Annotated in this window: 13 protein-coding genes; 12 read left to right on the top strand and 1 reads right to left on the bottom strand. The window is 42.3% G+C overall.

Annotation, left to right across the window (positions count from 1 at the left end):
- Positions 1 to 109: 109 nt before the first annotated feature.
- A complete protein-coding gene (gene rluA / locus E2H97_RS14570) occupies positions 110 to 790 on the bottom strand; it encodes a bifunctional tRNA pseudouridine(32) synthase/23S rRNA pseudouridine(746) synthase RluA (protein WP_133407806.1) in 681 nt (226 codons plus the stop codon).
- 391 nt (positions 791 to 1,181) lie between these two features.
- On the opposite strand from rluA, the gene E2H97_RS14565 reads away from it, so the two are divergent.
- From E2H97_RS14565 to dinB, 12 genes are all read left to right on the top strand, one after another.
- Complete coding sequence (locus tag E2H97_RS14565; protein WP_133408661.1) at positions 1,182 to 2,516, top strand: Na(+)-translocating NADH-quinone reductase subunit A; 1,335 nt, start codon at positions 1,182 to 1,184, stop codon at positions 2,514 to 2,516.
- A complete protein-coding gene (locus E2H97_RS14560) occupies positions 2,516 to 3,715 on the top strand; it encodes an NADH:ubiquinone reductase (Na(+)-transporting) subunit B (protein WP_133407805.1) in 1,200 nt (399 codons plus the stop codon). The genes E2H97_RS14565 and E2H97_RS14560 overlap by 1 nt, the downstream gene beginning before the upstream one ends.
- On the top strand, positions 3,708 to 4,508 hold the full coding sequence (locus tag E2H97_RS14555; RefSeq protein WP_133407804.1) for a Na(+)-translocating NADH-quinone reductase subunit C: 801 nt from the start codon (positions 3,708 to 3,710) through the stop codon (positions 4,506 to 4,508). The genes E2H97_RS14560 and E2H97_RS14555 overlap by 8 nt, the downstream gene beginning before the upstream one ends.
- A complete protein-coding gene (locus E2H97_RS14550; RefSeq protein ID WP_133407803.1) occupies positions 4,508 to 5,140 on the top strand; it encodes an NADH:ubiquinone reductase (Na(+)-transporting) subunit D in 633 nt (210 codons plus the stop codon). The genes E2H97_RS14555 and E2H97_RS14550 overlap by 1 nt, the downstream gene beginning before the upstream one ends.
- Before the next feature lie 5 nt (positions 5,141 to 5,145).
- Positions 5,146 to 5,754: an NADH:ubiquinone reductase (Na(+)-transporting) subunit E gene (gene nqrE, locus E2H97_RS14545; RefSeq protein WP_133407802.1), complete on the top strand. Its 609-nt coding sequence runs from the start codon at positions 5,146 to 5,148 to the stop codon at positions 5,752 to 5,754.
- 34 nt (positions 5,755 to 5,788) lie between these two features.
- A complete protein-coding gene (gene nqrF, locus E2H97_RS14540) occupies positions 5,789 to 7,015 on the top strand; it encodes an NADH:ubiquinone reductase (Na(+)-transporting) subunit F (RefSeq protein ID WP_133407801.1) in 1,227 nt (408 codons plus the stop codon).
- 143 nt (positions 7,016 to 7,158) lie between these two features.
- Positions 7,159 to 8,193: an FAD:protein FMN transferase gene (locus tag E2H97_RS14535; protein WP_133407800.1), complete on the top strand. Its 1,035-nt coding sequence runs from the start codon at positions 7,159 to 7,161 to the stop codon at positions 8,191 to 8,193.
- Positions 8,194 to 8,214: 21 nt separating this feature from the next.
- Complete coding sequence (nqrM, locus tag E2H97_RS14530) at positions 8,215 to 8,439, top strand: (Na+)-NQR maturation NqrM (protein WP_121840513.1); 225 nt, start codon at positions 8,215 to 8,217, stop codon at positions 8,437 to 8,439.
- Positions 8,440 to 8,631: 192 nt separating this feature from the next.
- A complete protein-coding gene (locus E2H97_RS14525) occupies positions 8,632 to 9,405 on the top strand; it encodes a glycosyltransferase family 2 protein (protein ID WP_133407799.1) in 774 nt (257 codons plus the stop codon).
- The gene (locus E2H97_RS14520) at positions 9,402 to 10,124 is read left to right on the top strand and encodes a TVP38/TMEM64 family protein (protein ID WP_133407798.1); all 723 of its coding nucleotides are present in this window, start codon (positions 9,402 to 9,404) and stop codon (positions 10,122 to 10,124) included. The genes E2H97_RS14525 and E2H97_RS14520 overlap by 4 nt, the downstream gene beginning before the upstream one ends.
- A 47-nt stretch (positions 10,125 to 10,171) precedes the next feature.
- Positions 10,172 to 11,881: an ArnT family glycosyltransferase gene (locus tag E2H97_RS14515; protein ID WP_133407797.1), complete on the top strand. Its 1,710-nt coding sequence runs from the start codon at positions 10,172 to 10,174 to the stop codon at positions 11,879 to 11,881.
- A 58-nt stretch (positions 11,882 to 11,939) separates the two neighbouring features.
- A complete protein-coding gene (dinB, locus tag E2H97_RS14510; RefSeq protein WP_133407796.1) occupies positions 11,940 to 13,019 on the top strand; it encodes a DNA polymerase IV in 1,080 nt (359 codons plus the stop codon).
- Positions 13,020 to 13,069: the final 50 nt, after the last annotated feature.

The following is a 13,069-nucleotide window of genomic DNA, read 5'->3' as shown; positions in this document are numbered from 1 at the left end:
TTAGAATTTAAATTCTGCATTTCTGTTTTTTTATGCAGCAAATTAGAGTTTTGTACTGTTTTTTGTGCTAATAATGAATTAAAAGTTGAGTTGGGTGACTTTGGGTTTGTTACTGAAGTTTGTTAGGCGAGATAAATGGAATGCCATTTGTAAAACTCATCAACTCTTGAGAATAAGGCTGTTTAAACGTCAAACTTTGTGCATGAAGCAGTAATCTTGAGCTAAGACTTTTGGCTAGTGGATCGGCATAAAAGCCATCACCTAGAATAGGGTGACCGATAGCCATCATGTGAACTCTAAGTTGATGTGAACGACCAGTTATTGGGGTAAGTTTTACTAAGGTTGAACGTTTACCGTAACTCATCACTTCAACATAAGTTAAAGAAGGCTTACCCACTTGATGACAGACTTTTTGTTTTGGGCGATTTGGCCAGTCACAAATTAATGGTAATTCGACCTTTTCAATCTTTTTAGAAACATGACCTGCGACGCGAGCGTAATAGATCTTTTTCGTCTCTCTATCTCGAAATTGACGTTTAAGCTCACTTTCTGCTTTTTTTCTTAGTGCTAGAACCATGATCCCAGAGGTCGCCATGTCTAAGCGATGAACGATTTGGGCGTTAGGGTGGAGTTGTCTTACGCGGTGATAAATACTATCAAAATGAGCAGGATCACGTCCTGGTACCGACAGTAAGCCAGAAGGTTTGTTGACGACAATCACATCTTTATCTTGGTAAATAATATCTAACCAAGGTACAGAAGGCGGTGAGTAAATAAAGTCGTCTGACATATCGGATAATGAGCTCGAAAAAAAGGCCGCTCAAGATAGCGATTCGATACTTAAAATTCAAGTGTTATCTTGGTGAGTATACACAGAAGAAAATGAGTATCTCATTAAATCCAAATACATAGTGAATCAAGTTCACAGCACTTGCATATTTTTGAAGTAGAGCGATTACCTTAACTTCAGCTGAATTAATGAGTCCTTGATACGGAATAAAGCTATATTTTTCGTGGCGATGCGTCACCAATTGGGGTAAAATGCGCGCGACCAACGTGATAGTGATCGCATTTTGACAATTGTTTTTCGTGAATTTAGTGCTAAGAAATAGTACTAAATTCTTGTGCTTATTGCTTAATGTGGCGCTTTTGTATTTCCCTCAAACGTAGTGCTTGTGGATATGATTACAATTAAGAAAGGATTGGATCTGCCCATCGCTGGTGGACCAGAACAAGTTATCCATAATGGCCCAGCCATTAAACAGGTGGCTACCCTAGGTGAAGAGTATATTGGCCTTCGCCCGACCATGAAAGTTCGTGTCGGTGATAAGGTTAAGAAAGGTCAGGTGATCTTCGAAGATAAGAAGAATCCTGGCGTTGTATATACGGCTTTTGCTAGTGGTACTGTTACCGAAATTAACCGTGGCGCCAAGCGTGTCTTACAGTCAGTTGTGATTGATGTTGAAGGTGACGAGCAAGTTACTTTCGCTAAATACGATACAGCTGAGTTAGACGGCTTAACGTCAAGCCAAGTTCGCGAAAATCTGATCGGTTCAGGTTTGTGGACGGCTTTACGTACTCGCCCATTCAGCAAAGTACCTGCCATCGAATCTGATGCGGCAGCTATCTTTGTAACTGCTATTGATACTCAGCCTTTGGCTGCGGATCCTGCGGTAGTGATCAACGAACATAAAGACGATTTTGCTAACGGCCTTAAAGTGCTAGCGAAATTGACTGAAGGCAAAGTGTTCTTGTGTAAGGAGGCGGGTAAAGACATTCCTGCTGCAAACGCACAAGTTGAAGAATTTGCTGGAAAACACCCTGCTGGGTTAGTTGGCACTCATATCCATTATTTGCTTCCGGCTTCTGTTAACCGTACGGTTTGGCACATTGGTTACCAAGATGTAATAGCCATTGGTCAGCTATTTATTACCGGCGAATTACACGTTGAGCGTGTTGTTGCAGTAGGTGGCCCTAAAGCACTACAACCTCGTCTACTGCGCACTGTTATTGGTGCAAGCACGACTGAGTTAATGGCAAAAGAAGTTCAAGAAGGCGATAACCGTATCGTTTCTGGCTCTGTGCTTAACGGTCGTACGGCTAATGGCCCTCACGCATTTTTAGGTCGTTATCACAACCAAATCAGTGTACTTGAAGAAGGCACTGAAAAAGAATTCATTGGTTGGGCAATGCCAGGTGCGAACAAGTTCTCAGCCACTCGTGCATTCTTAAGCCACTTGTCTCCATCTAAGCTGTTTAACATCACAACCAGCACTGGCGGTTCTGATCGTTCAATGGTGCCAATTGGTGCTTACGAGCGTGTTATGCCGTTAGACATTCTTCCAACTATGCTGCTACGTGACCTGCTTTCAGGCGACGTTGATGGCGCACAATCATTAGGTGCGTTAGAGCTAGATGAAGAAGATTTAGCATTGTGTACTTTCGTATGTCCAGGCAAGTATGACTATGGTTCATATCTTCGCGACTGTTTAGATACGATCGAGAGGGAAGGCTAATGAGCTTGAAGAATTTTTTCGAACGTATCGAGCCTGATTTTGAAAAAGGCGGGAAATACGAAAAATGGTATGCCCTGTTTGAAGCGGTATACACGGTATTTTATACCCCAGGTAAGGTGAACCGTGGACGTACTCACGTTCGTGATAACATCGACCTAAAACGTATCATGATCACCGTTTGGGCGTGTACTTTCCCTGCAATGTTCATGGGTATGTACAACGTTGGTCTACAAGCGCAAGATGCCTTAATTGCTGGTTTTGGTACGCCAGACGTATGGCAAGTAGACTTATTCGGACTGTTCGGTACTGAACTGACTAAAGATGCTGGCTGGACCACCCTCATGTGGTATGGCGCCTGTTTCTTCCTACCTATATATGCCGTGACTTTTATTGTCGGTGGTTTCTGGGAAGTATTGTTTGCATCAGTTCGTGGACACGAAGTTAACGAAGGCTTCTTTGTTACCTCGGTGCTTTTCGCATTGACGCTACCTGCAACTATTCCGTTATGGATGGTGGCTCTAGGTATCACCTTTGGTGTGGTAGTTGCGAAAGAAATCTTTGGTGGTACAGGTCGTAACTTCCTTAACCCTGCATTAGCGGGGCGTGCTTTCTTATTCTTTGCTTATCCGCTAAACATGTCAGGCGACACCACTTGGGTTGTAGCTGACGGTTTCTCTGGTGCAACAGCACTGAGCCAAGCAGCAGCGGGTCACTTAAGCTATGCGTTTGATCAAAGCTGGTGGGATGCGTTCCTAGGTTTCATTCCTGGTTCTATGGGTGAAGTTTCTACGATTGCTATCTTGCTTGGTGGTTTAGTGATCATCTACGCACGTATCGCATCTTGGAGAATCGTATCAGGTGTGATGCTAGGTATGATTGCGGTATCTACACTATTGAATGTCATCGGTAGTGACACTAACCCAATGTTTGCGATGCCTTGGTACTGGCACCTTGTATTAGGTGGTTTTGCCTTTGGTATGATGTTTATGGCAACTGACCCTGTATCTGCTTCATTTACTAACAAAGGTAAGTGGGCATACGGTATGTTGATCGGTGCAATGGTGGTGTTTGTTCGTGTGATCAACCCAGCATTCCCAGAAGGTATGATGTTGGCGATTCTGTTTGCTAATTTGTTTGCACCTTTATTCGATCACTTCGTCGTACAAGGTAACATTAAGCGGAGGATCGCTCGTGGCTAACGCAAATAAAGATTCATTCAGCAGAACCCTACTCGTTGTAGTTGGTCTATGTTTGGTTTGTTCTATTTTGGTATCAGCTGCAGCGGTAATGCTTAAGCCTATCCAAGATGACAACAAAAGCTTTGACCAGCAAAAATACATTTTAGAAGCGGCAAACCTACTTGATACTCGTAATCTGACCATGACTAAAGCTGAAGTTAAAAAGCTTTACGATGCGCGTATTACAGCAAAAGTAGTAAACCTAAAAACAGGTGACTTTGTTAACGGTATCGACGGTAATACCTTCGATATGGACAAAGCAGCTCGTGACCCTAAAAACTCTTTTGTTCCTAAGAACGACATTGCATCAGTTAAGCGTGTAGCGAATGATGCGGTTGTTTACTTGGTTCGTAACGAACAAGGCAAACTAGAGACCATCATTTTACCTGTTAAAGGTTACGGTCTTTGGTCAACAATGTACGCATTCCTTGCGGTTAAGCCTGACATGAACACAATTGAGAACTTGGTTTACTATAAGTTTTCAGGCAGTGGTGAAACTCCAGGTCTTGGTGGTGAAGTACAAAATCCTAAGTGGATTGCTAAGTGGAATGGCAAGAAGTTATACGATGATAAAGGCAACTTAGCGATTAAAGTCACTAAGAACCCTGCAGAAGCGATGACGGTACATGGTGTTGATGCACTTTCTGGTGCAACGCTAACCAGTAATGGTGTACAGCACTCACTAACGTTCTGGTTAGGTAACGAAGGCTTTGCTCGTTTCATCGAGAAAGTTCGTAAAGGAGGGCTAAGCTAATGGCTAACGCTAAAGAGCTAAAATCAGTTTTAACTGGTCCTATTATCAGCAACAACCCGATTGCTCTGCAAATCTTGGGTGTATGTAGTGCGCTTGCGGTAACCAGTAAAATGGAAACCGCCTTGGTAATGACCTTGGCATTGACCGCAGTGACGGCGTTCTCGAACCTGTTTATCTCAATGATCCGTGAACAGATCCCAAGCAGCGTTCGTATCATCGTGCAAATGACCATTATTGCGTCATTGGTAATCGTGGTAGACCAAGTACTACAAGCGTTCGCTTATGATGTAGCGAAGCAGCTTTCGGTATTCGTTGGTTTGATCATTACTAACTGTATCGTAATGGGTCGTGCTGAAGCCTACGCAATGAAGACTCCACCAATGATGAGTTTCATGGATGGTATCGGTAACGGTTTAGGTTACGGTGCAATCCTTCTTGCAGTTGGTTTTGTTCGTGAATTGTTCGGTAACGGTAGCTTATTCGGTATCGAAATCATGAAAAAGATTTCGGAAGGCGGCTGGTATCAACCAAACGGTCTGTTACTGCTTCCACCAAGTGCGTTCTTCTTGATTGGTATTCTGATCTGGATCATCCGTACTTACAAGCCTGATCAAGTTGAAGCGAAAGGGTAAGAACGATGGAACATTATATTAGTTTATTCATTCGCTCTGTTTTCATTGAAAACATGGCACTGTCATTCTTCCTAGGTATGTGTACTTTCTTGGCCGTATCTAAGAAAGTAACGACTTCTATGGGCTTGGGTGTTGCGGTAATCGTAGTATTGGCGATTTCTGTACCAGTAAACCAAATCATCTACCAAGCATTGTTGGCTCCAGGCGCACTTAAGTGGGCAGGTTTCCCAGATGCTGATTTGAGCTTCCTTAAGTTCATCACCTTTATCGGTGTAATTGCGGCTCTAGTACAAATTTTGGAAATGACTTTAGATAAGTACTTCCCACCTTTGTACAACGCACTAGGTATTTTCCTACCGCTAATCACCGTAAACTGTGCAATCTTCGGTGCAGTTTCATTCATGGTTGAGCGTGATTACAACCTAACTGAAAGCGTAGTGTTCGGTATTGGTTCTGGTGTAGGTTGGGCTCTGGCTATCGTTTTACTTGCGGGTATCCGTGAGAAAATGAAGTACGCAGACGTACCTGATGGTCTTCGTGGTCTAGGTATTACCTTTATCACAGCGGGTCTAATGGCCTTAGGTTTCATGTCTTTCTCTGGCGTCTCTTTATAAGACGCCTTAGGCCAGACCTTTAAAGGATAAGTTAATGGATATTGTAATTTTAGGTGTAGGTATGTTCACCTTGATCGTCCTAGCTTTGGTATTAGTGATTCTATTCGCTAAGTCAAAACTGGTTGCATCAGGCGATATTACCATTGGCATCAACGGCGATGCTGACAAAGCCATTAAAACCGCAGCGGGCGGTAAGTTATTAGGCGCATTAGCTGAAAGCGGTATTTTCGTTTCTAGTGCTTGTGGTGGCGGTGGCTCATGTGGTCAGTGTCGTGTAAATGTTAAGTCTGGTGGTGGTGATATTCTTCCAACCGAACTTGACCACATCACTAAAGGTGAAGCGCGTAACGGTTGTCGTCTATCATGTCAGGTTAACGTGAAAACCGACATGGAAATCGAATTAGACGAAGAAATCTTCGGTATCAAGAAGTGGGAATGTGAAGTTATCTCTAACGATAACAAAGCGACCTTCATTAAAGAACTTAAGCTTGGTATCCCTGATGGTGAATCTGTACCTTTCCGTGCAGGTGGTTACATTCAGATTGAAGCACCAGCTCACCATGTTAAATATGCAGACTTCGATGTTCCTGAAGAGTATCGTGGTGACTGGGAGCACTTTGGCTTCTTCAAGCTAGAGTCTAAAGTTGACGAAGAAACCATTCGTGCTTACTCAATGGCGAACTACCCAGAAGAAGAAGGCATCATCATGTTGAACGTGCGTATTGCTACGCCACCGCCACGTGATTTAAGCCTACCTTGCGGTAAGATGTCATCGTACATCTGGAGCCTAAAAGCGGGTGACAAGGTAACCATCTCTGGTCCATTCGGTGAGTTCTTCGCGAAAGAAACTGACGCTGAAATGGTATTCGTTGGTGGTGGTGCTGGTATGGCGCCAATGCGTTCTCACATCTTCGATCAGCTTAAACGTCTTCAGTCTAAGCGTAAGATGAGCTTCTGGTATGGTGCTCGTTCTAAGCGTGAGATGTTCTATGTTGAAGACTTCGATGGTCTAGCGGCAGAGAACGATAACTTCGACTGGCACGTAGCCCTTTCTGATCCACAACCAGAAGATAACTGGGACGGATACACTGGCTTCATCCACAACGTATTGTATGAAAACTACCTGCGTGACCATGAAGCACCAGAAGATTGTGAGTTCTACATGTGTGGTCCTCCAATGATGAACGCTGCTGTTATTGGCATGCTAAAAGATCTTGGTGTAGAAGACGAAAACATCCTACTTGATGATTTCGGTGGCTAATTAGCCTGAATTTCTACCTAAAAGCCGTAAGATATAAAGTCTTACGGCTTTTTTATTGGTATTATTGCATGGTATTTATTGGTCTTAATTGGCCTTAAAAAGTTAACTCTGCTTCTAATTTTTCAGTTCTAAGGACTTTAGTAATGAATTGGCTGGTAAAACAAAAATATTGGTTATTATTAGTATCGTTATTTACTTTAAGTGTAGTAACAGGATGTAGCAAGCCTGCGAATGATGTTGCATTGGCGGGTAATACCATGGGGACGACTTACCACATTAAATTTGTCCCTAATGACAACGTACCAGATCCCAAAGCATTACAAGCGGAAATTGATACTGCGTTAGAGCTGGTCAATGACCAGATGTCTACTTACCGCCCAAATTCAGAGTTATCTCGTTTTAACAAGTTAAAACAAGGTCAGAGTATTACTGTCTCTGCTGATTTAGTTAAGGTACTGAAAGCATCAAAGCTGTTACAAAAACAGTCTCATGGGACTTTAGATATTACTGTTGGTCCATTAGTTAACCTTTGGGGTTTTGGTCCAGATAAACCGAAAGTAGAGCCACCACCACAAGCTCAAATCGATGCCGCTAAAGCCAAAATTAACATTCATGCGATCGAGATTAATGGTTTAACTTTGACTAAAGGCAGTAAAGATTTATACGTTGACTTATCAACCATTGCCAAAGGCTTCGGCGTAGATAAAGTATCGAGCATAATGGACAAATACCACATCAGTGGTTATTTGGTTGAAATTGGTGGAGAGTTAAAAGTAAAAGGCACGAAAACGGACGGTAGTGCTTGGCGTATTGCGGTAGAAAAACCAGTGTCGAATGAACGTGCCGTTCAAGAGGTTATTCAGCCGGGTAACATGGCAATGGCGACATCTGGAGATTACAGAAACTACTTTGAAGAGAACGGAAAACGCTATACTCACATTATTGATCCTAATACTGGCTACCCAGTTCAGCATAAGCTGGTATCTGCGACCGTATTACATCCATCGTGTATGATGGCAGATGGTTACTCTACATCCATGATGGTATTGGGGACAAAGCGTGCATTAGAGCTTGCTAAAAAAGAGAACTTAGCGATAATGCTCATCGAAAAACATAAAGATGGTTTCAAGGTTATCTATAGTGATGCTTTTAAACCGTATGTACCAAGTTCGAAATAGTTAGAATTATTCGGAGCAAGTATGAGCACCTTTATCGCCGCCTTTGTAGTATTGCTAGTATTTTTTTTATTGATGTCTATTGGCTACCTTGTAAAGCGTAAAGCCGTTGAAGGTAGTTGCGGTGGTTTAGGCGCTATTGGTATTGAGAAAGCATGCGATTGTGATGATCCCTGCGACCGTCGTAAGCGTCGTATGGAAAAAGAGCAAGCTCGGAAAGAAATGCTCGAGAAAAACCGAATTATCTAGTTATTAGAAAGGCTCCATTCGGAGCCTTTTTGCTATCCATAACCTCAGCTCTGTATAACGAAATCAGTAACATTATGATTTACGATACAAACCTTAGGTTATCCATATACTTTGAGCCACGACTTTCTGATTTCAACGGCAGCTTTCTAAGCTTGTGCCATACTCAATTTATTTGGGTTTGTGGGAGCATAAATGAAAGCTTGGGAAATAAATGAGCCCTTTTTAGTTTCAGTGTTGATCCCCGCGAAAGATGAAGCGGAAAATATTCCCAATTTGATCAAAGAAGTTCATGTGGCTCTTTCTGAAATATGTCCATTTGAAGTCGTGCTGGTCAGTGATGGCTGCATAGATGCCACTGGTGACTTGTTTATTACCCACTGTGAGCTGTTACAAATTGAAGCTCAGCTTGTCGAAAATCAAGCGAGTGTTGGACAGTCTACCGCGCTTTATCAAGCCGCCCAAAAAGCTCGTGGAAAATGGTTAGTCACCATAGATGGTGACGGTCAAAACAATCCAGCTGACATTCCATTACTTATGGAACAAGCCCAAAAACTACCAGAAGATAAAGACTATTGCATTACTGGTTTTCGACACCAACGCAAGGACACCTCATGGAAACGACTTCAATCTAAGATTGCTAATTTTATTCGTAATGCCATCTTACATGACGATGTCCCAGACACTGGTTGTGGCTTAAAGCTAATTCCCAAGATGACTTGGCAAAAACTGCCTTACTTTGATCATATGCATCGTTATTTACCTGCCCTTATAAAGCGAATGGGAGGACAGATAAAAGTTGTGCCTGTTTCTCATCGGGATCGGGCTTTCGGAGTTTCAAAATATACAGCGTGGAATCGAGTTTGGGTTGGTATTGTTGATTTGTTTGGGGTTCGCTGGTTAGTGAAGCGTAGTCGTTGCCCCGTAGTGCAATCACACACCATTTTAAGTAAAACGGAATACAGATGAGCCGCAGCGTGTTACTTCTCAGTGCATTGATGTTGGTTTTGATTGCTGCCCTTCAATTTGGCGTGTTTGGTAATACGGATGTTCATTTAAAGTTGGTATCAATATTTTCTCATGCTGGATGGTCGGGGTGGGGACTCTTTATTGTCGTGAGTATTTTGTTTACTGCCATTGGTGGCGCAAGGCAAATGATTGCATTGGCTTGTGGTGCGGTACTAGGTGGTGTTTGGGGGAGCTTACTTTCTACACTTCTGACATTACTGGGGTCATTACTAACCATCTTTTACATTAGGCAATTCGGTGGTCGGTGGTTTAAAAAGCGATATCAATCTAAGCTGGAGTTAGTGACATCACTCATGCAAAAACGCACTTGGTTATGGATATGCGCAATTCGTTTAATGCCCATTGGCAGTAACTTGCTTACCAATATTGCTGCGGCTTTAAGTCAATTACCTCTTGGTGGCATTCTCTTCGGTAGCTTTATTGGTTATCTCCCACAAATGATGTTGTTTAGTTTTGTGGGGGCGGGCATTGCACAAACGGATAGCATTCAATTATGGCTAAGTCTTGCTTTGTTGGTAATTTCTACTTTAATTGGTAGTTACCTATATAAAACTGTGGTTATGCCTCAGTTGAAAATAAACCAAGATCTTCAGTCGAATCAAACCCATCAGCAGTCAGATGATGTTAATCACAGCAAGGATATTGATACCTACTCTTGAGTTTTATCATAGGCACTTTCTAGCTCTGAGTAGAAAAGGGATTAACCATGCAAATCAAAGCAGAGCAAAAATGGCTGTTTATCGTATTTGTCGCTTTAGCTGTTGTACTCGTGGCTGGGTTAGGGCTGCGCTTTCCTTGGCCTGCTGATGAACCAAGATTTGCTCAAGTCGCAAGAGAAATGTTGCAATCTGGTCAGTGGCTATTTCCGAGCCGAGCAGGGGAGTATTACCCTGACAAGCCGCCTGTTTTTATGTGGTTGATTGCTGTTTTTTATCAACTAACGGGCAATTTAAAAGTCGCTTTTTTATTGCCAAGTGCTTTTGCTGGGTTCTTAACAGCTTATATGGTCTACGATCTTAGTAAGCGACTCTATGACCACAAAGTTGCTTTCACAGCTTTATTAATTCTTATCGCAACTCCCCAATTTCTTATTCAAGCGAAGACGGCACAAATCGATATGACCCTGTGTTTTTTTACCACTGTAGGTTGTTATGGGATGGTACGTTATTTTATTTTAGGTAATGGGCTACGCTGGCTCTATCTTGGCGCCAGCGCGATGGGGTTAGGGATAATCACTAAAGGTGTTGGTTTTTTACCTCTGCTAATGTTTATTCCCTTACTGGTATGGTTTCGAAATTATCAAACCCCACACAGGCCTTGGAATGCGTTAGTCTGGTTGACACCGGTGATTATGCTAGCTGTAGTCGCTTTATGGCTGCTTCCAATGCTTCATATTGTTGATAACAGTGGCTCTGCTGATTTAGTGTCATACAAAAACAATATTCTCTTCAAACAAACGGCAGAGCGCTACGCTAACGCTTGGCATCACATTAAGCCGTGGTATTACTATATCTCACAGGTCATGCCATTTTTATGGCTGCCATTATTTATCATGCTACTGGCTGGTGGACGCACTACACTGGACGTTATAAAACAAGATAAGGTCGTTAAAACACTATTTGTATGGGCGATATTAGTCGTCGTGTTCTTCTCTATTTCGGCGGGTAAACGTGCCGTCTATATTCTGCCAGCGCTTCCCATGCTATCAATTGTTGGGGCGGTATGTTGGCTGCGTTTAACGAAAATGGAATTGGGACGGTGGATAAGCCAAGCGTTATGGACGATATATGTATTGCTTATGGTTATTGCAATCATATTACTGTCAGCATTTTATTTTGGCTTGCTGGATATTCCACAGAAAAATCTCGTGTATAAGCCTTTATTTGAACAAGCGTATTGGCCTGTGGTGATTGCATCAATCGTAGGTGTTGGCTTTTGTATTTGGCAGCGTAAAAAAGATATTTTTATACAACTTTCAACGTTAACTATTGGGGCTTGGTTAGTCACGGCATTATTGATTTGGCCTGCGATAGATCCTTATCGAACGCCTGAAAAAATAATGAAAAAAGTCGCTCAAACCTTACCTCAAGATTCTGAGCTGGGGTTAGTGAAGTTCAAAGAGCAGCTACTCATGTTTGTCGACAGACCTGTCACTCAGTTTAGCTACCTTGCTCCTGATAAAGTGCAGTTTGAGCGAGCGTGGCAATGGCAAGCTCAGCAGGAAAACCGCTATATTTTGACCTCATCTGAAGCTAGCTTAAGTTGTTATACCCTGAAAGGAGCGATTCATTTAGGTGAAGCCCATCGACGTCAATGGTATTTACTTTCTGATAAGCAAAGGCTCTCAACTTGTCCTAAGCCAAGTGTGATGAAAACATATCATTACACACCCAGTAGCCAGATTGGCTTTCAATAGTTTATTTTAACCATAATTACCCATATACTGTTGTTATATACAGTGTATGGGGGTGGCGATGACTAAGTGCAGAAAAATCATTCATGTTGATATGGATTGCTTTTATGCCGCTGTGGAGATGAGGGACTTTCCTGAATATCGCGGCAAGCCTTTAGCTGTAGGCGGAAGCCGTCAAACTCGTGGTGTGATCAGTACCAGTAATTATGAAGCCAGAAAATACGGTGTACGATCAGCAATGCCCACCCAGCAAGCTCTTAAACTATGTCCTCATTTGATTTTAGTTGCGGGACGGATGCAGGTTTACAAAGACATATCCAAGCAAATTCGAGCTATTTTCCAAAAGTATACTGACATTATTGAGCCACTTTCTTTGGATGAAGCCTATCTAGATGTCACCGATTGTAAACAACATCAAGGCTCTGCGACCTTGATTTCCGAAGCGATCCGAGAAGAAATATTTAGAGTGACTCAACTGACAGCGTCTGCGGGCGTTGCTCCGATTAAGTTTTTAGCCAAAGTCGCTTCAGATATCAATAAGCCCAATGGTCAATGTGTGATTTCTCCTGATCAAGTCGATGATTTTTTAAAAACATTACCACTGAGAAAAATCCCTGGTGTCGGCAAAGTCACAGAAGAAAAGTTATTAGGGATGGGGCTTAAAACCTGTGCAGATGTTCAAGCATACGATCGTCAATCATTGTTAAAACGATTTGGAAAGTTTGGAGAAGTGATCATAAACCGCAGCTTTGGACGCGACGACAGGGCTATCGTTTCTCACCGTGAACGAAAATCAGTAGGCGTGGAAACCACTTTGTTGCAAGACATATACACATTAGAGCAATGCCAATCTGTATTAGTTAAGCTCATTGATGAGTTAAGACGTCGAGTTGAACGGAATGCTGCCGAGCGTGAAATCAATAAACAAGTGGTAAAACTAAAATTTTCAGACTTTGTACAAACAACGGTTGAGCACCAAACTGAATCAATTCAAGAACAAGGCCTGTTTCAATTATTAGAGCAAGCCTATGAAAGAGGCGAAGGTAAAGGTATTCGCTTAATTGGAGTTTCTGTTGGTTTGCGCTCGAAACAAATAATAGAAAGTGGTAATGAACAATTGCAATTACCTTTTGAGCTATAAAGGAAATTGGTTGATTTTTGTGTATTTAACATTCGTAGTAATGTTGATGA

It is taken from the genome of Parashewanella tropica (genome assembly GCF_004358445.1).
GTDB lineage: Bacteria > Pseudomonadota > Gammaproteobacteria > Enterobacterales > Shewanellaceae > Parashewanella > Parashewanella tropica.
Note: the sequence above shows the minus strand (reverse complement) of the source record. Positions and strands in the feature narration are given on the sequence as shown.